The sequence below is a fragment of the Massilia luteola genome (assembly GCF_034420155.1).
GTDB lineage: Bacteria > Pseudomonadota > Gammaproteobacteria > Burkholderiales > Burkholderiaceae_D > Telluria > Telluria luteola.
The window spans coordinates 80,768-98,433 of record NZ_JAXOFN010000001.1 but is presented as its reverse complement, the minus strand read 5'-3'; the positions used below and the strand labels follow the sequence as shown (position 1 = coordinate 98,433).

19 protein-coding genes are annotated in these 17,666 nt (G+C 71.6%); 9 read left to right on the top strand and 10 right to left on the bottom strand.

Annotation, left to right across the window (positions count from 1 at the left end; translation table 11 throughout):
• Positions 1-345: 345 nt before the first annotated feature.
• From sctC to U9J41_RS00485, 10 genes are all read right to left on the bottom strand, one after another.
• Entirely contained in the window at positions 346-2,301 is a 1,956-nt protein-coding gene (gene sctC, locus U9J41_RS00530; protein WP_322399654.1) for a type III secretion system outer membrane ring subunit SctC, read from the bottom strand.
• A 12-nt stretch (positions 2,302-2,313) separates the two neighbouring features.
• Positions 2,314-3,762 carry a helix-turn-helix transcriptional regulator gene (locus tag U9J41_RS00525; RefSeq protein WP_322399653.1) on the bottom strand — a complete coding sequence of 483 codons (1,449 nt, stop codon included), beginning with the start codon at positions 3,760-3,762 and terminating at the stop codon, positions 2,314-2,316.
• A gap of 206 nt (positions 3,763-3,968) precedes the next feature.
• Positions 3,969-4,799: a type III secretion system export apparatus subunit SctT gene (gene sctT / locus U9J41_RS00520; protein WP_322399652.1), complete on the bottom strand. Its 831-nt coding sequence runs from the start codon at positions 4,797-4,799 to the stop codon at positions 3,969-3,971.
• A complete protein-coding gene (locus tag U9J41_RS00515; protein ID WP_322399651.1) occupies positions 4,796-5,293 on the bottom strand; it encodes a hypothetical protein in 498 nt (165 codons plus the stop codon). The genes sctT and U9J41_RS00515 overlap by 4 nt, the downstream gene beginning before the upstream one ends.
• Positions 5,290-6,612, bottom strand: a complete 1,323-nt coding sequence (sctN, locus tag U9J41_RS00510; protein WP_322399650.1) for a type III secretion system ATPase SctN — start codon at positions 6,610-6,612, stop codon at positions 5,290-5,292. The genes U9J41_RS00515 and sctN overlap by 4 nt, the downstream gene beginning before the upstream one ends.
• Positions 6,609-7,370: a type III secretion system stator protein SctL gene (sctL, locus tag U9J41_RS00505; protein ID WP_322399649.1), complete on the bottom strand. Its 762-nt coding sequence runs from the start codon at positions 7,368-7,370 to the stop codon at positions 6,609-6,611. Before sctL ends, sctN begins: the two co-directional genes overlap by 4 nt.
• Positions 7,371-7,423: 53 nt before the next feature.
• Complete coding sequence (locus U9J41_RS00500; protein WP_322399648.1) at positions 7,424-8,035, bottom strand: type III secretion protein HrpB4; 612 nt, start codon at positions 8,033-8,035, stop codon at positions 7,424-7,426.
• Positions 8,032-8,799, bottom strand: coding sequence for a type III secretion system inner membrane ring lipoprotein SctJ (gene sctJ, locus U9J41_RS00495; RefSeq protein ID WP_322399647.1), 768 nt, complete (start codon positions 8,797-8,799; stop codon positions 8,032-8,034). The genes U9J41_RS00500 and sctJ overlap by 4 nt, the downstream gene beginning before the upstream one ends.
• A 1-nt stretch (position 8,800) precedes the next feature.
• Positions 8,801-9,208, bottom strand: coding sequence for a hypothetical protein (locus U9J41_RS00490; RefSeq protein WP_322399646.1), 408 nt, complete (start codon positions 9,206-9,208; stop codon positions 8,801-8,803).
• 9 nt (positions 9,209-9,217) lie between these two features.
• Complete coding sequence (locus U9J41_RS00485; protein WP_322399645.1) at positions 9,218-9,688, bottom strand: HrpB1 family type III secretion system apparatus protein; 471 nt, start codon at positions 9,686-9,688, stop codon at positions 9,218-9,220.
• 212 nt (positions 9,689-9,900) lie between these two features.
• Between U9J41_RS00485 and sctU the strand changes: the two genes are divergently transcribed.
• Genes sctU through U9J41_RS00440 form a run of 9 tightly spaced genes read left to right on the top strand, consistent with a single transcriptional unit; the run spans position 9,901 to position 17,613 of the window.
• The gene (sctU, locus tag U9J41_RS00480; RefSeq protein WP_322399644.1) at positions 9,901-10,953 is read left to right on the top strand and encodes a type III secretion system export apparatus subunit SctU; all 1,053 of its coding nucleotides are present in this window, start codon (positions 9,901-9,903) and stop codon (positions 10,951-10,953) included.
• A gap of 14 nt (positions 10,954-10,967) precedes the next feature.
• Positions 10,968-12,884, top strand: a complete 1,917-nt coding sequence (locus U9J41_RS00475) for an FHIPEP family type III secretion protein (RefSeq protein ID WP_322399643.1) — start codon at positions 10,968-10,970, stop codon at positions 12,882-12,884.
• 12 nt (positions 12,885-12,896) lie between these two features.
• Positions 12,897-13,547, top strand: coding sequence for a type III secretion system protein SctP (sctP, locus tag U9J41_RS00470; protein ID WP_322399642.1), 651 nt, complete (start codon positions 12,897-12,899; stop codon positions 13,545-13,547).
• A gap of 8 nt (positions 13,548-13,555) precedes the next feature.
• Positions 13,556-14,599: a type III secretion system cytoplasmic ring protein SctQ gene (gene sctQ, locus U9J41_RS00465; RefSeq protein WP_322399641.1), complete on the top strand. Its 1,044-nt coding sequence runs from the start codon at positions 13,556-13,558 to the stop codon at positions 14,597-14,599.
• The gene (sctR, locus tag U9J41_RS00460) at positions 14,583-15,230 is read left to right on the top strand and encodes a type III secretion system export apparatus subunit SctR (protein WP_322399640.1); all 648 of its coding nucleotides are present in this window, start codon (positions 14,583-14,585) and stop codon (positions 15,228-15,230) included. Before sctQ ends, sctR begins: the two co-directional genes overlap by 17 nt.
• 4 nt (positions 15,231-15,234) lie before the next feature.
• Positions 15,235-15,495 (top strand): type III secretion system export apparatus subunit SctS, encoded by a 261-nt coding sequence (gene sctS / locus U9J41_RS00455; protein WP_322399639.1) that lies wholly within the window; start codon positions 15,235-15,237, stop codon positions 15,493-15,495.
• Entirely contained in the window at positions 15,492-16,343 is an 852-nt protein-coding gene (locus U9J41_RS00450) for a hypothetical protein (RefSeq protein ID WP_322399638.1), read from the top strand. Before sctS ends, U9J41_RS00450 begins: the two co-directional genes overlap by 4 nt.
• A 43-nt stretch (positions 16,344-16,386) precedes the next feature.
• Positions 16,387-17,370, top strand: a complete 984-nt coding sequence (hrpD5, locus tag U9J41_RS00445) for an HrpD5 family protein (protein ID WP_322399637.1) — start codon at positions 16,387-16,389, stop codon at positions 17,368-17,370.
• Positions 17,371-17,379: 9 nt separating this feature from the next.
• A complete protein-coding gene (locus U9J41_RS00440; RefSeq protein ID WP_322399636.1) occupies positions 17,380-17,613 on the top strand; it encodes a hypothetical protein in 234 nt (77 codons plus the stop codon).
• Positions 17,614-17,666 lie beyond the last annotated feature (53 nt).

Below are 17,666 nucleotides of genomic sequence, written 5' to 3'. Positions count from 1 at the left end.
CGGCTTTCGAATTTTCTGGACACAAGACGTAATCCGCGGCGCCGATGACGTGCCGCCTGCTTCGGCTCCGCCCGCTTCCACCGTACACGCACACGAGCCGTTCGTTGTCTTCCGGTCTGAACCCGTGTGGAAAATCCACTCGGCCGTTTGAGCGGCCCACATCAGGACCGGCAAGGTACTGTTCGCCGTAAAGCGCACCGTCGTACATGCAGGCCATTGACAAGTTACTCGGCCCCGGGCGAACGAGCAGGCGGCGCACACCAATAAAAACGCCGTTCAGTCTTCACTGAACGGCGTTACGCCCGAGGGCGCCGTGTATGTTGGCCGGCCGCGCGCAGCGGCGTATCAGGGAGCGGCCGCGGGCGCGGCTGCACGCTTCCAGCGGCATGCCAGGCGCGGCTTCCGGACGGGAGCGGGCTGCGGCGACGCCGGCAGCGCGGCAGTGCGCGGCGCGCCGGCCTGGCGAGCGCTTTCGGCCGCGCCGACGCCGCCGATGGCCGGCGACAGCACCCGCGGGGTCAGCAGGAACATGCGCTGGTAGTGCTGCCCTTCGTGCTTGCGATAGCGGAACAGGTCGCCGATCACGGGCAGGCGCGAGAGGCCCGGCACCGCCGTTTCGGTGGTGTCGTCCTGGGTGACGGAATACCCCGCGATCAGCAGGCTCTCGCCCTCGTTGATCAGGGCCTGCGTGTCGATGGTGCTGTTGCTCACCACCGGCAGCTGCCCCACCTGCTGCGTGGTCAGCTTGCCGTCTTCGATGTGCACGTCCATGCGGATCTGCTGGCCCCCGCCAGGCGCCGTGATGATCGACGGCAGCACGCGCAGGGACACGCCGGCGGACACGCTGTACAGGTCGGCGGACTGGTAGCCGGCCACCTGCACGTAGAACGTCTTCTTGCTGTCCATCAGCGCCTCCACGTTGTCGAGCGTCTCGACCCGCGGGTTGGCGGTCACGCGCGCCTGGTCTTTCTGCTGCAGGGCGCTGATGCGGTTGAGCAGGTAGCGGCCGGCGTTGCCGATCACCGTCGTCAGCACGGCGCCCTGGGGCGTGGCGGGCAAGGCGCCCGATACCGGAAAGACGCCGAAGCCGCCGGGATTGAGCGAGTCCGGATTGGCCGCCTGCGGCTGCTGGCCATTGCCGGTCTGGAGGTCGAGGTGGCCCGAGTGCAGGCGCCAGTCGATGCCCAGTTCGTTCAGGGCGTTGTCGGTGATGTCGATGATGGTCGCGTCGATCTCCAGGACGCCGGGGCGCATGTCGAGCGACTCGATCAGGCTGGCGTAGGCGGGCATGTTCTCGGCACGGTCGCGCACCAAAATGGCGTTGCCGCGCGGGTCCGCTTCGATCGACGGTCCGGCCGCCGCCGGCGCGCGCTCCTCCTCCTGCGCGCGCGCCTGCGGCGGCACCGCGGGCGGCAACCCGGACGACATCCCGGGCGGCGCACCGGCCGGCATGGCGGCGGACGCGGCGGGCGGCATCAAGGCCGCGAACCCGGACGGCGCGGGCAGCGGCGGCACCCGGTTGCCCGGCAGGCGTGCCGCCGCGTCGTCCTGGGTGTCGCGCATGCTCGGCAGCCGGTAGGTGTCGCGCCGCACCGGTGCCGGCTCGGCGCCGGTGCCCGGGGCGGCCTGCCCGTACAGGCCGCGCAGCAGGCCCGCGACGCCGCGCACGCTCACGCTGCGCCCATTGATCGTGATGGTCTTGTCGGTGGCCGAGGCATAGCGCAACGGGAACCGCTTCACGACCACCGTGTCGCCCTTGACCTCGGCATGGTCGATCAGGCGCGCGACGTCGCTGACCAGGTCGACGAGGTGCGGCGGCCCCGACACGACGGCCGTGCGCGACACGTCGTCGTAGCGCACCGGGAAGCGCGGGTCGTCGATCCGCAGCCGGGCCAGCGCCTGGCGCAGGTCGGCGGTGCCCGCATGCTGCAGGCCCAGCGTGGCGCTGCGCGCCTCGTTGGCGCCGTAGATGCGCAGCACCGCCCCGTCGTAGTACCAGAGCACGCCGAACGAGGCGACCATCTTGTCGAGGAATTGCTGCGGCGCGCTGTTGAAGCGGCCGGTGACGTTCCCCTCGACCTGCGGCGAGATCCAGGTCATCACGTGCTGGCTGGCGCCGAAATCGCGCAGCACGTCCTTGAGGTCCTTGCGGTCGGCGACGTAATCGAAACGGTTGCCCTGCCAGGGAATGCGCTCGGCGTGGGCGGGCGCGGGCGCGGTCATGGCCGCGACGGCGGCGGCGACCGCCAGGAACATGGCGAGCCGCGAGGGCCGGCGGCGTGCGGGAGTCGATGGGCTCATGACGGCGGCACCTCAACCGTAGATGGTCTCGGACGGCGACTCGTGGAACTGGCGCCGGTATCCCTTGGCCAGCACCGAGCGGCTCTTCACGCCCCAGCGGCTGGCGGTGTCGACGATCGAGCTGTTGACCCGGGCGCCGCTGAGCAGGTCGTCGCGGATGCCGTCCAGCCGCAGCTTGCGGATCAAGCCGCCCGGCGTCATGCCGATCGAGCTCTTGAAGGTCATCTGCAGCGCCCGTTCCGTCACGCCGATCTGGGCGGCGACTTCGCGCGTGCTCAGGTCGGCGCGCTCGAGGTTTTCGACGATGTGGCGGTACGCGCGCCGGTATTTCGCCGGCAGGCGGGCCGACAGGTCGTCGACCGCCAGCGCGCGGCCGGCCTGCGGATGGACCGTGCCGGACTCGGGCGCCTCGCTGCGCAGGCAGCGCAGCACTTCGGCCGTGTAGTTGGCGTAGAGCTTGAGCGCCTGGACCGGATTGCCCTGGCGCGCGGCGATGCGGGCCACGCAATACAGGTAGTCGAAGTTGCAGCGGCGCGTGCCCAGGTCGGTTTCGGCGCGGTTGAGCTTGCCCATCACGCCTTCGGCCACGTCGTCGAGGCCGCCGGCGAACGCCGCCAGCGCGATATCGATCTTGGTCAGCAGGCCCTGGATGCCGCTGCGGAAATTGTGGCCGCGGTGGGCGATGGCGATCAGCGGCGCGGCGGCCAGGCGGTCGCCGTCGGCCAGCGCGGCCAGGCGCTCCAGATAATCGTTGCGCTGCGCGATCAGGGCCGGCAGCGGCGCCAGGATGGCCGTGGTGGCGACGAGCTTGCGCGTGACCTCGGCGCGCTGGTTGCCGGCGTATGTCTGGACCAGCTGCGCCGAGCTCCAGAACGCATGGTCGTTCAAGGTGGTGGAGGTGCGGATGCGCAGCTGGACGTCGAATTCGCGCGCCAGCAGCCCGATCACGATGCGCCAGCCCGGCTCCGCGTGGCCGTCGGCCAGCGTCGCCGCCTCCAGCAGGGCGTTGTCGGCGTCGCGCTGCAGGCCCAGCTGGTGCTGCACGAGGGCGACGCCGATCAGCGCCTCGATGCGCTCGCCCGCCGTGGCGGCGCCGTCCTGCACGATGCGGGCGAAGCATTTCGCCGTCGTCGCATAGCGGTCGCGCATCATCAGCTGCCAGCCGGTGTTCCGGCACGACATGATGCGCAGGCGGTCGTTGTCGTTGACGGTGAATTTCTGCGCGCGGCGGTACAGGTCCTCGGCGTCTTCGTCGTGGCCGAGCAGCAGCGAGGCGTCGCCGGCCGCCACCAGGCGCGCGACGTCCGCTTCGCCCAGCCTGCGCGCCGCGCTGTCGATCACCTCGTCGACGGCGCAGTACGCGCGCTCGGCGGCGCCGTCGAGGATGGCGGCCGCATAGTCGGGCAAGGTGCCGCGTTGCGCAAGTCCGGAACACAGGGCGAAATAAATGGTCGAAAACATGGTGCACCTCCCGGTTGATCTGTTTGCTGCCGGGTTATCCCGGCGACAAGATCATGGTAAGCGCGATACGAGCCAGCAAATCTCAACAAACCGCAGCGCAATCCACAACAAACCTCAACTCTCGGGTCATTCGAGGCCGAGCCAACGCCAACGCCATCGTCGCGCGTGGGCACGTGATTGATGCCCCCGGCATCAATCACCCCACCCTACGGAGCCGGCGCGCCGAGCATGCCCTTCGCCAGTTGCGAGCCGAGGTCGCCCAGCAGCACGTCGCCCACCACCTGCGACGCAAACACGGCCACCAGCGCGATCAGCATGACCATGCCGATCATGCCGCGCAGCGGCTGGCTCAGCGCGTTCGGCTCGAGCTTGTCGGCCGAGCGGGCCATGATGCCGAGGCCGACGTCGACCAGCACCAGCACCAGCATCACCGGCGTGCCCAGCTTGGCGAGCGCGGTCCACACGGTGTCGGTGCGGCCGATCAGGAACGCTTCGGCCGCGCCGGCCAGCGTCGGCAGCATCACCTGCGGCGGCCACCATTTGTACGACTGGAACAGCGCGCCGAGCAGGAAGGTCATGCCGCCGCCGACGTAGAACAGCGTCGTCACCAGCTGCAGCAACAGGTTCGAGACCGGCGTGCTCTGGTCGCCGCGCAGCGGATCGGTCATCTGGATGTTGTTGAACCCGGTCATGTCGTCGATCAGCGTGCCGACGCTTTGCGCGATCCAGAACACCGGCGCGGCCGCGAAGCCGAAGGCCAGGCCGAGGAAGGCTTCCTTGCAGGCCAGTACGATCAGCATCGCGCTGCCCGCCGTCTCGAACGCCTGCGGCGACTGCCCGGCCGCGACGAAGAAGGCGAGCACGTACACGACGCCGTTGCGCACGGTTCCCGGCAGCGCCGTGTCGCCGGTGGCCGGCAGCACGATGAAGGCCACCATGATGCGGATGCCGGTGAGCAGCACCAGCACGATCAGCGTGTGGTAGGCGTCGTACCAGTCCATCAGGGCGCGGAGCCAGGCGTGGGTATCGTAGGTCATCGTTTACTCGCATAACGTCGGGCCAGCAGGTTGTCCAGCGCTTCCTCGTCGGCGGCCAGTTCGGCGGCGTGGGCGGCCGCGCGGCGCACCTCGTCCAGCCTGGCCCGGCACCGGTCGAGCGCGGCGTCGGCGCGCGCCAGCCGGGCCTCCGCCGCGCGCACCCTGTCCTGGTGGCGTTCCACGGCGCCGGCCGCCTTCTGCTCGTCCTTGCGGGCCGCGTCGAGCGCGTCCTTGAGCACCCCGCGCCAGTTCTCGTGGCGCAGGTAGTCGGCCACCGACAGCGCGGCGGCGCCGCGGAAGCGCGCGGCCGTGCCGTCGGCGTGGGCGCCGCAGCGCGCCTGGGCCTGCTCCACCTCGCGCCGGGCCGCGTCGCGGGCGGCCTCGCGCTCGGCCAGCGCCTGCCGGTCGCGCGCCGCTTCTTCCTCGATGCGCCCACGGCGCCGGGTCTTGGCGGCGACGATCGCGCGCCAGGTGCCGATGGCCGCCGCACTCATTGCGGCGCGAACCCTGCGACGAATTCGTGGGTGTCCGCGCCGTCCGCGAAGTCGTCGGTGCGCTGGTTGAGGAAGTCGTCGAGCGGCTCGTGCTGCGCGATCGCCTCGTCGGTCAGCGGGTCCGTGCCCTGCTGGTATTCCCCCATCTGCAGCAACAGCTCGACGTCGTCGTACTTCGCCAGCAGCTTGCGCACGTGGCCGGCCCCGGCGCAATGCTCGGGCGTGGCGACGAGGGTCATGACCCGGCTCAGGCTGTGCAGCACGTCGATGGCCGGGTAGCGGTTGCGCGCCGCTACCTTGCGCGACAACACCATGTGCCCGTCCAGGATGCCGCGCACTTCCTCGCTGACGGGATCGTTGCCCTCCTCGTCCTCGGCCAGCACCGTATAAAAGGCGGTAATGGAACCGTCCGGGCCCATGCCGGCCCGCTCGAGCAGGCGCGGCAGTTCGGCGAAGACCGACGGCGGGAAGCCGCGCCGGGTGGGCGGCTCGCCGGCCGCCAGGCCGATCTCACGTTGCGCGCGGGCGAAGCGGGTCAGCGAGTCCATCATCAGCAACACGCGCAGCCCGCAGTCGCGGAAGTACTCGGCGATGGCGGTGCCGACGTGGGCCGCCTTGGCCCGCTCGATGGCGGAGCGGTCCGACGTGGCGCACACGACGACGCTCCTGGCCATGCCGTCCTCGCCCAGGATCAGCTCGATGAATTCGCGCACCTCGCGGCCCCGTTCGCCGATCAGGACGATCACGTTGACGTCGCAGGCGGCGCCGCGCGCCAGCATGCCGAGCAAGGTGCTCTTGCCGACGCCGGCCGGCGCGAAGATGCCGAAGCGCTGGCCTTCGCCGACCGTCAGCAGCCCGTCGATGACGCGCACGCCGGTATCCAGCGGCGTGTCGACCATGCGCCGCGTCAGCGGATCCGGCGCCGCGGCCATCACGGGGCGCAGCAGCGCGTCCGACGGCAGCGGCATGCCGTCGATCGGCTGGCCGAGCCCGTCGAGCACGCGTCCCAGCAGCGCTTCGCCCACCGGCACCGACAGCGGCCGGCCGAGGCCCACCACGCGGGTCGCGCGCGACAGGCCGGTCACGTCGCCGAACGGCGCGAGCAGCGCGAACTGGCGCGTGAAACCGACCACCTCGGCGCGCTGCAGCAGGGCGCCGCGCGCGTCGCGCAGCTCGCACAGTTCGCCCAGCATGACGTCGATGCCACCGACCTTCAGCAGCGTCCCGACCGCTTCGACCACTTTGCCGTGCCGGACCACTGTCCCGGCGGTGTCGAGCGCGCCGCCCAGCGCGTCGAGGAAGGCGATGGCGTCCTTCATGGCGTGTCCCAGTCGGTGTCGTCGTACGCCTCGTCTTCGTCTTCGTCTTCGGCTTCGGCTTCGGCTTCGGCTTCGGCTTCGGCTTCGTCTTCGTCTTCGCCGTCTTCGTTTTCCTCGTCCGCCTCGGCGGCGTCCTCGTCGGGCGCCGCGGCGCCGGCCTCGAGCGCGCCGATGGCCCGTTCGAGCGCGTCCAGCAGCAGCGGCAGGCCGCCGCTCACGATGCCGTGGTCCCATTCGCACACGCAGCTGCCCGCTTGCGCATCGGGATCGGCGCTCACCGCCGGATTCAGCGGCCAGCGGTGCTCTTCGCACACGGCGCGGAACGCGCGGGTCGCGGCATCGACGTCTTCCGGCGCCACGCGGACCGACAGGTAAGACGCGTCGTCGAGGTGGCGCGACAGGTCGGCGCCGATGCGCGCGAACAGCGCGTCGCGATCGGCGTCCCCCAGGGTGCGGGCGACCGTGCGCAGCACGACGTCGGCGATGCGCGCGCGCAGCGCCAGCAGCGCGTCGTGTTCTGCCGCGGCGGCGCGCAGCATGGTTTCCTGCGCGTCTTCCAGCGCGCGCGCCTGGCCGGCCGCGTAGCCGCGCTGGCCGGCCGTGTCGTACTCGCCGCGCGCCGCCTCGATGAGCTGCGCGGCTTCGTCCCGCGCGGCTTGCCGCAGCGCCTCGGCGTCTTCCTCGGCGGCGGCGATCAGCGTGTCCCCCTGCTGCCGGCACTGCTCGGCGGCGCCGTCGAGGGCGACCAGTCCGGCCATATCGCCGGCTCGCAGGACATCCTGCCCGACGCCGATGCCGCCACGCGGCGATCTCAACCAAATAACCATGTGAACTCCGGAAAAATCAGCGCGGCGTCCGCCAGGAAAGGCGTGCTCGCGCCGGTTGCGGCGGGGCGCGCGTCCGCCGCATGCTGGAGGGTCAGGGATACCAGCCGCGCCGCGACGTCCAGGGTCAACGCCCCGTCCGCGACGAGCATCGCGTGGCCGGCGGCGGCCAGCGTGCCATCCGCCGCCTCGGCCGGCGGTGCCGCGTCGGCCCCGGGTGCCTGCAGGCCGAGCCGCACCAGCGCGTCGAACGCCTGTTCGCCCACCGCGCCGGCGAGCAGCCGCCGCTGCGCGCCGGAGACGATCCGGCGCAGCGCGCCGCGCGCGGGATACAGCCGCAGGGCGGCCAGCACGCGCGGCAGCGCGTCCTCGTCGAGCAGGGCCAGGCGATTGGCGTGCGCGGCGAAGCCGCTCAGGGGCGCGGGTGCGCCGAGCCAGGCGGCGCGCGCGCCGTACCAGGCGCGCCCCGCGCCGTGCGGCACCGGCACGCCGACGCGGCGGCAGGCGCGTTCGCCCAGCGCGGCCGCCAGCGCCGCCACCCGCCGCTCGTAGGCGGCGAGCCAGGCGGCCAGGCGTTCCGGCGGCGGCGCGGCGTTCATGCGGCGTGGGCCCCGGAACGCTTGAGCACGCGCTGGACCGCCGCCTTGAGCGAGATGCCGAAGCGGCGCGCCAGCAACGCCAGCGCGGCGGCCAGCGCAAGCAGGCCGAGCGCGGCGCCGCCCCAGCGCCAGGCCGGCGAGCCCTTGTTCGACTCGCGCAGGGCCTCCGGCGCCGCCACGCCCTGCACCATCGTGACGCTGACGTTGTCGTAGGTGAGCCCCTCGACCGCGTGCACCACCAGGTTCTTCAGGTTCGGCGTGAGCGTGGCCACGTCGGTACCCGGCAGGTACTGGATGAAGACCGCGGCCGACGACGGCTTGGCCGTGGCGGCCAGCGGATCGTTGTTCGGCAGGACGATCTGCACGCTGGCATACGCCACGCCGTCGATGCGCGACAAGACCTCCGACAGCTGCTGCGACACGCCGTAGATGAAGCGCACGCGCTCCTCGGTCGGCGTGGAGATCAGGCCGTCCTTCTTGAACATGTCGCCCAGGTTCTGGAAGCGCTGGTGCGGCAGCCCGTGCGCGCGCAGCACGTCCATGGCGCGGGCGAACTGGTCGCCGTCGATGTCCACGTTCCAGGTCTTGCCGCCGTCGTCGGACGCCTTCGACGCGTCGACCTGCGCCTCGAGCAGCACGGCCAGCATTTCGTTGGCGTCGCGCTCGGGCAGGTGCGCGAACAGCTGCTTGCTGCAACCGCTCAGCAGCAAGGCCGTGCCGCACGCCAGCACGCACGCCTTCAGGAGTTTCGCATGGGTCGCCATATCACTGGTTCTTCATCAAGGTCTGCACCGACGTCTTGACGCCTTGCGCCACCATCTGGCCGCCGTACATCTTGCAGGCCATCTGCGCCGCCTCGAACTGGATCTTCGTGGTCGCGCCGACGAGTTCCTGCTGCGACATGAAGGGCGCCTCGGCGGCGAACCGGTCGATCCGCCCGCCGAATTCGGCGAAGGCGTGGTCCTGGCGCGTGACGGCCTCGGTCATCGCCGACGGCCCGTGCACGCGCGACGCCTCAGGGGGCGCCAGGCGCGCGGCGTCCAGCTTGCCGCGGAACAGGTCGACCAGTTCGCTGGCGGGCTGCGCGCGCGGGCCCGCCGGGGCAAGCGCCTGCGGCGCGGACGGCGGCGCCAGGGTGCCGATCGGCGGCAGGGGCTGGATGGGGATCGTCATGGCGGGCTCCTACGCGCGCAGGTGGCGCTGCTGCATCATTTTCTGCATGTCGACGAGGTCGACCTGCGCCTCGGCGCGGGCGGCGGCGCGGCGCGTGCCGGCCTTGCCCAGCAGCGCGTTGACGATGTCGACGGAATCCTGGTCCTCGTTGCGGTTGATGACGTCGTCGGCGTACGCGCGCCACGACGGGTCCTGCAGCCCGTACAAGGCCACGGCCAGCAGCGCGTTGACGTACGGGCCGAACGCGCCGCGCAGGGGGCGCTGTTCGAGGTCGCGCAGGTAGCGCAGGGCGCCGGCGAAGTCGTGGCGGCGGATCAGCATCCAGGCATCGTAGGCGTGCAGCTCGACGAAATTCGGGCGCAGGATGTGCAAGGCGGTGAGGACCCGTTCGGATTGCTCGAGATGGCCATGCTTGGCGCCGAACATCAAGACCTCGATCAACGCCGCTATCAGGCGGTTACTGCATTGGGACACGGACATGGTTCGCTCCTGTTGGGTGGGCCGCGTCGAGCGGCATGACGCACACCTTACCGTCCGCCCGGCGCCGCCCGCGGACCAAAGACGAAGTCCCCGCGCGCCAAACGAAGGCCCCGCCGCGCCCGCCCCGGACTTCGCAGGCGGGGCCGCCGCTTCGCGCGGAGCGCCGGCCGGCCGCGCCGCGGCGCCGACAATGCCGATCGGAAGGAGCCGCCATGTCCGACGAAAAAACCGAACAACCCAGCGACAAGAAGCTGCGCGACGCGCGCCGCGACGGCGAGACGAGCAAGAGTACCGACCTGCCGTTCGCCGCGATCCTGCTGTGCGCCTGGCTGGGCTTTTCGCTCGCCGGCGGGCGCATGGCCGAACAACTGCGCCTGCTGCTGCTCGGCGGGCTCGACGTCAAGCGCGCGCAAGACGACCTGCGGGTGGGCGACGCGCTCGTCGCCGCGGCCACCCGCGGCCTGATCCTGGTGCTGCCGGTCGTGGCCGTCGCGGCGCTCGCGGCGGCCGGCGCGCTGGTGGCCCAGGTCGGCCTGCAGACCTCGCTCAAGCCGCTGGAACTCAAGTTCGACGCGATCAACCCGGCCTCGGGCCTGAAGCGCATCTTTTCGGTGCGCTCGCTGATCGACCTGCTCAAGACCGTGCTCAAGGCCCTCTTGATCGGCGCCGTGTTGTACCGCACCGGCATGCTGCTGGTGCCGCTGATGCTCGGCGTGGTCTACCAGCCGGTCGGGGGCCTGGCCGACGCCGCCTGGGGCGTGCTGTGCAAGGTGTTCGGCATCGCCGGTGTGCTGTACGCGATCGTCGGCGTGGCCGACTACGGCATCCAGCACTGGCTGTTCGTACGCGACCACAAGATGAGCAAGGACGAGGTCAAGCGCGAGAACAAGGATTCCGAGGGCGACCCGCACATCAAGAACGAGCGCCGCAAGCTCGGGCGCGAATTCGCCAACGCCGCGCCGAACGAACCGGTGGCCAACGCCAACGTGGTGGTCGTCAACCCGACCCACTACGCGGTGGCGCTGCGCTACGACCCCGGCGAGACCGGCCTGCCGCGCGTGATCGCCAAGGGCGTCGACGGCGACGCCAGGGTGATCCGCGAACAGGCCATGCGCTTCGGCGTGCCGATCGTCGGCAACCCGCCGCTGGCGCGCGCGCTGTACCTCGTGGCGGTCAACGACGCCATTCCGGAACCGCTGTTCGATTCGGTCGCCGCCGTGCTGGCGTGGGTCGAGGACATGCGGGCCCCGAGCCCCAACCCATGACAAAGAGGACGCCCATGAAATCATTCCGCCTGAACGACCTGGGAGGGGAAGTCTCGATCGCGGTGCTCATCGTCGCGGTGATCGCCCTGATGATCCTGCCGCTGCCGACCGTCCTGATCGACGCCCTGCTGGCGCTCAACATCACGATCAGCGTGCTGCTGCTGATGGTCACGCTGTACATCCCGAACGCGACGTCGCTGTACTCGTTCCCGTCGCTGCTGCTGTTCACCACGCTGTTCCGGCTGTCGCTGAACATCGCCTCGACCAAGTCGATCCTGCTGCACGCCGAGGCCGGCCACATCATCGAAAGCTTCGGCGAGCTGGTCGTCGGCGGCAACCTGGTCGTCGGCCTGGTCGTGTTCCTGATCATCGCCATCGTCCAGTTCATCGTCATCGCCAAGGGGTCGGAACGGGTGGCCGAGGTCGGCGCCCGCTTCACGCTGGACGCGATGCCGGGCAAGCAGATGAGTATCGATGCCGACGTGCGCGCCGGCAACCTGACCGCCGAGGAGGCGCAGCGCCGCCGCACCATGCTGTCGATCGAGAGCCAGCTGCACGGCGGCATGGACGGCGCCATGAAGTTCGTCAAGGGCGACGCCATCGCCGGGCTGGTGATCACGATGGTCAACATCGTGGCCGGCATCGTCATCGGCGTGACCTACCACAGCATGTCGGCGGCCGACGCGGCCGACCGCTTCGCCGTGCTGTCGGTGGGCGACGCGATGGTCTCGCAGATCCCCTCGCTGCTGATTTCCGTCGCGGCCGGCGTGCTCATCACACGGGTGTCCGACGAGCACAGCAAGCCGCGCTCGCTCGGCACCGAGATCGTCAAGCAACTGGGCACCAATGCGCGCGCCCTGTACAGCGCGGCGGCCATGCTGCTCGGCTTCGCGCTCGTGCCGGGCTTTCCGTGGCCGATGTTCCTCCTGCTCGCGGCCGCGCTGTTCGCCGCCGCGCGCATCATGGGCAAGCAGGTCCTCGACCGCGAGCCGGCCGCCGGCCCGGAACTGTCCGCGCTGCGCGCCGACGGCGCCAAGGGCCAGGCCCCGACCATCGCCGCGCAGGCGCCGGCGTTCTCCGCGCCGCTGTCCGTGCGCCTTTCCCCCGCGCTCGCGCAGCGGCTCGATACCGCCGAGCTGAACCGCGCATTCAACATCGCCCGCACCGCGCTGGTCGACGAACTGGGCCTGCCGTTCCCGCGCGCCGCGGTGTGGACGGCCGACGCCCTCGCCGGCATGGCGTACGAGATCATGCTGCACGACGTCCCGCAGCCGGCGACCGAACTGCCGGCCCGGCCGGAGCGTCCCGAACGCGCGCTGGCGGACGCCGTGGGCGCGGCGGTGCGGGCGCATGCCCACCTGTTCATCGGCGTCCAGGAAACCCAGTGGATCCTCGACCGGGTCGGGACCGAGTATCCGGGCCTCGTGGCAGAAGTCCAGAAAGTCATGCCGGTGCTGCGCATCGCCGAGGTCCTCAAGCGCCTGCTCGAGGAACACGTCCCGATCCGCAACCAGCGCGCCATCCTCGAGAGCCTGGTGAACTGGGGCGCCAAGGAAAAAGACTTGCTGCTGCTCACCGAATACGTGCGCGGCGACCTCGGCCGCTTCATCGCCCACCGCGCCGCCGGCGGCGGCCAGCTGGCGGCGATCGTGCTGGACGTCGAAGTCGAGCAGACCATCCGCCAGGCGATCAAGCAGACCCCGGCCGGCAATTACCTGACCCTGGAACCGCAGCAGATCGACCAGTTGCTGGCATCGCTGGAACACCTGGTCGGCGCCAATCCGCCGCCGAACCTCGCGGTCGTCACGTCGATGGACATCCGGCGCTATTTCCGCCGCATGATCGCGCAGCGGCTGCACTGGCTGCAGGTGTATTCGTTCCAGGAACTGGGCGACATCGACCTGCGCCCCGTCGGCCAGCTCGGCCTGTAACGGGAGGCACCGATGACCCGCATCCGCTCGCCGCGCGAACTGCGCATCGTGGTGGCGCAACCGGCGGCCGCCGGCACGCGCTTCGGCCAACTGCTCGACCAGGCGCGCCAGGCGCTGGACCTGCCGGACCGGGTCGTACCCGACAGGGTCGTGCCCGACAGGGATCGGCCCGCCGGCGACGACGCGCGCGAGAACGACGGCGAGGCCGGCCAGGAACGGCACGGCGGCGACGGCGACGGCAGCCCGCCGGACCACGGCGTTGCCCTGCCCCCGCCGCCGCGCCCGCCGCTGCCCGGCGCCGCGCGGGACGACCCGACCCGGGCCATCGGCGCACGGCTCGTCGCCCACTGCGCCCGCGCCGCCGAGGCCGAGCTGGTGGCCGACCACCTGGCCGAACGCATCGCCCGCTTCTGCACCAGCCCCGCGCTGGAACACGCCGGCGGGCGCTGGGAGGTCGTGGTCGAACTCGATCCGGCCATCCTGCCGCGCACCCGGCTCCACCTGCTGCTTTCGGACGGCACGCTGGCGCTTCGCTTCGGCGCCCGCGACGCCAGGGCCCGCCAGCTAATCTGTGACCACGGCGGCGCATTGCAAAGCCGTCTGGAAGCGCGCCTCGGCGCGCATATCACGGTCCAAATCGCGGTCCATGTGGAAGTGAACTGAGGAAGCCCATGCAAACCACCACGGCAACCATCCCGCTCGCGGACAGGCTGCGCCACTACACACCGGCGCTGGCCGGCCTGGCGCGCACCCTGTACGACGCCCGCGGCGCGCTGCACGGCACCGTGCGCGCCCTGCCCGCCGGGCCGGCGCGCACCGGCAAGACGGCGCACCTGGCCATCGCCGGCGACCAGGGCGAGCTGCACCTGTACGTCGAGGCCGGCGCCGCCTTCGAAGCGATCGCCCTCGAACCGGAGGCGGCGTGCCGCGCCGCCGTGGCCAGCCTGTACCTGGCGGGCCCGTTGGAAGCGCTGGCGCGCCATGGCATGACGCGGCCGGCCGTGCAGGACCTGCGCCTGGCCGCGCCGCCCGCCGGCCGCACCGGCGTACTGCATCTCGAATACGACCACGAGGGCGCCACCGCCACGGCCACCGTGGCCGCGGTGTCCGGCACGCTGGCCGCCGCGCTGGCGGCGCGCATCGGCCCGCGCGGCCGCGCCGCCCTGCCCCCGGCGCTGGCCACGCTGGCGCTGCCGACCACGCTGCGCCTGCGCACCCGCCACGCCACGCCCGCGCTGCTGCGCACCCTGCGTGCGGGCGACGTGCTGCTCGGCTGGCCGGCCGCACCCGGCCTCGAGCCGCACGCGACACTCGACCGGGCGACCCTGCTGTGGGGCGCCGCCAACGGTCACGCCGTCCATGCGCGCGCGCGCATCGATTCCCGCAACGTCATCCTGGAAAGCCATCCCGCCACCATGAGCCACGATCCCGACCTGTCCCTGCGCGCCGCGCCGGACGCCGCCGCCACCCCGATCGACGTCAGCGACGTCGAACTGCCGGTCCACATCGAAGTGGTGACGGTGAACCTGCCGATCGGGCAGATCGCCGCCCTGCAGCCGGGCTACCTCCTCACCCTGCCGGTCGCGCTGGCCGACGCCGACATCCGGCTCGTCGCGCACGGCCAGACCCTGGCCTTCGGGGAGCTCGTCGCCATCGGCGACCAGCTCGGCCTGCACATCCACCGTATCGCGAGCGCCGATGAACGCCGCGCCTGACGTCGGTTCGCTGCTGATCGCCGCGCTCGCGCTCGCGGTCCTGCCGTTCGTGGCGATGGTGGTCACGTCCTACACCAAGATCGTGGTGGTGCTGGGCCTGCTGCGCAACGCGCTCGGGCTGCAAGGCGTGCCGCCCAACTCGGTCCTCAACGGCGTCGCCCTGATCGTGACCTGCTTCGTGATGGCGCCGGTCGGCATGGACGCCATGCACCGCGCCCACCTGCAGGGCGACGCGGCGGCCGGGGCCCAGGTCATGCCGCTGCTCGACGCCGGGCGCGAGCCGTTCCGGGCCTTCCTGAAGGCCCATGCGACGGCGCGCGAGAAGGCGTTCTTCCTGCGCTCGGCGCGCCAGGTCTGGCCGCCCGGGCGCGCGGCCGAACTCAAGGAGGACGACCTGATCGTGCTGGCCCCGGCGTTCATCCTGAGCGAGCTGACCGCCGCCTTCAAGATCGGTTTCCTGCTGTACCTGTCGTTCATCGTGATCGACCTCGTCGTCGCGAACGTGCTGATGGCGCTCGGCCTGTCGCAGGTCAGTCCGACGAACGTCGCGATCCCGTTCAAGCTGCTGCTGTTCGTCTCGCTCGACGGCTGGTCGATGCTGGTCCACGGCCTGATCTCCACCTACAAGTGACGTCATGGAATACGATAACCTCACCCACCTGACCGCCCAGGCACTGAAGCTGTGCCTGATGGTGTCCCTGCCGGCCGTCGCCGTGGCCGCGCTCACGGGCCTCGCCGTCGCCTTCCTGCAGGCGATCACGTCGCTGCAGGACTCGAGCATTTCGCAAAGCGTGAAGCTGGTGATCGTCACCGTCGCCATCATGGTCAGCGCGCCCTGGGGCGGCATGGCGGTGCTGGGCTTCGCGCGCAGCCTGTGGGAGGTCATGTTCGTATGAGCATCCCGCGCATCGGCGGCGGCTGGCTGCCACCGCTCCCCGCCGCCGCGCCGGACACGCCCCGGCCGGCCACCCAGACCGACCAGCCAGCGGCGCAGGAACCGCTGCCGCTGCTGCCGCACCTGCGCCGCCACGGGCCCGGCCTGGCGGCCCGGCGCCGCGCGGCCAGCCGCAAGAAGCGCGACGCCGACAATCCGCACGGCGCCGATCCCGGCGCCGAAAGCGAAGACCTGCTCATGATGCTCGAGCAACACCTGCTGCGCGACGACCGCCAGGTGGCGCAGACCGGCGAACGCAACGCGCGCGACCAGCAGTCGTCGTCGCAGGGGCGCGACCCCGGCGGCGCCGGCGGCTTCGCCCGCCAGCAGGCCGCCGCCGATGCCGGGCCGCGCACCGGCCCCCGCTGGACGATGCGCGCGGTGGCGCGTCCGGCGCGCGACGACACCCGCCTGCTCGCCCAGTGGCGGGCCGCGGCCACGGCCAGGGACTCTCGGGCTCGCGCCGAACGCGCGCTGCTGGCGCTGCCCGCGGTGGTGAAGCGCGCCGCGGCGCCGGGCGCGGGCCCGGCCGCCAGCCCGACTTACCCGATCCTCGCCATCGTGCGCGCATTCCTCGCGATCCCGGAGACCGAGCGCACGCGTCCCGCCACGCTGGCGGACGTGCGCGACCGCCTGCTCGCCGCAGCCAGGCCGGCCGGCGCGGCACGCCCGCTGTCGGACGCCGAGGAGTCGGTCAACCTGCTGCTGCCGATCGTCCTGCTGAACCTGGGGCGCCACCGGACGCGCGAAGGCCGCGCGCTCGGCATGTCCGCGCTCGCCGCCCTGATCCGCCGCGGCCGCGGCTGGTGATCCGGCTGCCGCAACCGCATCACACTGAATAGGAGATTCGTTCATGACCAAAGAACTTCGCATCCTGACCGGCTTCCACGCCGGCGCCCGGATACAGTTGAATCCAACGACGATGTCGATCGGTTCCGAAACGACGGCCGACATCCTGATCCAGGACTGGAACGAGGGCACCATGCAACTGGCAACCGACGCGCAAGACCGGGTAACGATCGCCGCCGAAGGCACGGCCGGCGCCCCGTCGACGCTGGACGATTTCACGCCGCGCCGCTTCGGCGACGTGGTGCTGTGCGCCGGCCCGTCCGCCGCGCCGTGGCCGTCGGACGTGCGGCTGCTCGAAACGATGCTCACCGCGCCGGCCGCCGCCGATGCCGATGCCGCCACGGACGGACCCGTGCACGTGCCGCCCGCCCCGCGTGGCTCGTGGACGCGTACCGGGCTGGTGGCGATGCTGGTCGGCTCGGTCGGCGCCGGCGCCCTGGCGCTGGCCGTGGGCAACACGTCGCAGGCGGCCACGCATCCGCTCGCCCAGGTCGGCATCGCCGACGTGCGGGGTGCGCTCGACCGCCTGCGGGAACCCGGCATCGAGCTGCGCGAGCAGGCGGACGGTTTCGTCGCCAGCGGCATCGTGGCGAACGGCGCGGCGGCCCGCAAGGCGCACGCCAGCCTGCGCAGCGTCGCCGGCAGCCGCCTGCGCTGGCAGGTCAAGCCGGCCGACGACATCGCCCGCGAACTGGCCGAATCGCTGCACGAGCCGCACGTCACGGTGCGCTACGCCGGCGCCGCGCGCTTCGAGGTGACCGGCACGGCGCGCCAGCCCGGCGCGGTGCGCGACGTGGTCGAGCGCTTCCGCAACGACATGGCGCCGCTGGCGCTCACGGTCGGCGTGAAGGTCGAGCGCATCGACGAGCTGGCCGTCGCGGGCAAGGTCGATTCGGCCCTGAACGCCGACAGCGTGCGCTACATCGAATCGAGCGACGGCACCAAGAACTTCCAGGCCGACGCTTCCGGCAACACCACCTTGCAATAGGAGACCGCAATGTACGAAGTCATGACCGAAGCATTGATCGACGTGCTCGACGACCTGCCCCAGGCGGGCGGCCAGGCCAGGCGCCACCACGAGGTCCGCGCCGCGGCGCAGGCCCTCGACGACCTGGCCGACGCCTGCGCCGCGCGCTCGACCGACACGGCGAGCACCGAAGCCCAGGCCGGGCGCGCGGTGGCCGACGGATTCCGCGCCGCGGCCCAGTTGTGCCGCCTGGCGATCCAGTAGTCCCGCCAGCCATGTGCCAAGCGCACGGCCGGCAAACCAGCGTGTGCGGCAGT

What these genes read in the sequence shown, in the direction of transcription:
- sctC (WP_322399654.1), bottom strand. Translation starts at nt 2,301, where the DNA reads ATGAGCCCATCGACTCCCGCACGCCGCCGGCCCTCGCGGCTCGCCATG.
- U9J41_RS00525 (WP_322399653.1), bottom strand. Translation starts at nt 3,762, where the DNA reads ATGTTTTCGACCATTTATTTCGCCCTGTGTTCCGGACTTGCGCAACGC.
- sctT (WP_322399652.1), bottom strand. Translation starts at nt 4,799, where the DNA reads ATGACCTACGATACCCACGCCTGGCTCCGCGCCCTGATGGACTGGTAC.
- U9J41_RS00515 (WP_322399651.1), bottom strand. Translation starts at nt 5,293, where the DNA reads ATGAGTGCGGCGGCCATCGGCACCTGGCGCGCGATCGTCGCCGCCAAG.
- sctN (WP_322399650.1), bottom strand. Translation starts at nt 6,612, where the DNA reads ATGAAGGACGCCATCGCCTTCCTCGACGCGCTGGGCGGCGCGCTCGAC.
- sctL (WP_322399649.1), bottom strand. Translation starts at nt 7,370, where the DNA reads ATGGCCGGACTGGTCGCCCTCGACGGCGCCGCCGAGCAGTGCCGGCAG.
- U9J41_RS00500 (WP_322399648.1), bottom strand. Translation starts at nt 8,035, where the DNA reads ATGAACGCCGCGCCGCCGCCGGAACGCCTGGCCGCCTGGCTCGCCGCC.
- sctJ (WP_322399647.1), bottom strand. Translation starts at nt 8,799, where the DNA reads ATGGCGACCCATGCGAAACTCCTGAAGGCGTGCGTGCTGGCGTGCGGC.
- U9J41_RS00490 (WP_322399646.1), bottom strand. Translation starts at nt 9,208, where the DNA reads ATGACGATCCCCATCCAGCCCCTGCCGCCGATCGGCACCCTGGCGCCG.
- U9J41_RS00485 (WP_322399645.1), bottom strand. Translation starts at nt 9,688, where the DNA reads ATGTCCGTGTCCCAATGCAGTAACCGCCTGATAGCGGCGTTGATCGAG.
- sctU (WP_322399644.1), top strand. Translation starts at nt 9,901, where the DNA reads ATGTCCGACGAAAAAACCGAACAACCCAGCGACAAGAAGCTGCGCGAC.
- U9J41_RS00475 (WP_322399643.1), top strand. Translation starts at nt 10,968, where the DNA reads ATGAAATCATTCCGCCTGAACGACCTGGGAGGGGAAGTCTCGATCGCG.
- sctP (WP_322399642.1), top strand. Translation starts at nt 12,897, where the DNA reads ATGACCCGCATCCGCTCGCCGCGCGAACTGCGCATCGTGGTGGCGCAA.
- sctQ (WP_322399641.1), top strand. Translation starts at nt 13,556, where the DNA reads ATGCAAACCACCACGGCAACCATCCCGCTCGCGGACAGGCTGCGCCAC.
- sctR (WP_322399640.1), top strand. Translation starts at nt 14,583, where the DNA reads ATGAACGCCGCGCCTGACGTCGGTTCGCTGCTGATCGCCGCGCTCGCG.
- sctS (WP_322399639.1), top strand. Translation starts at nt 15,235, where the DNA reads ATGGAATACGATAACCTCACCCACCTGACCGCCCAGGCACTGAAGCTG.
- U9J41_RS00450 (WP_322399638.1), top strand. Translation starts at nt 15,492, where the DNA reads ATGAGCATCCCGCGCATCGGCGGCGGCTGGCTGCCACCGCTCCCCGCC.
- hrpD5 (WP_322399637.1), top strand. Translation starts at nt 16,387, where the DNA reads ATGACCAAAGAACTTCGCATCCTGACCGGCTTCCACGCCGGCGCCCGG.
- U9J41_RS00440 (WP_322399636.1), top strand. Translation starts at nt 17,380, where the DNA reads ATGTACGAAGTCATGACCGAAGCATTGATCGACGTGCTCGACGACCTG.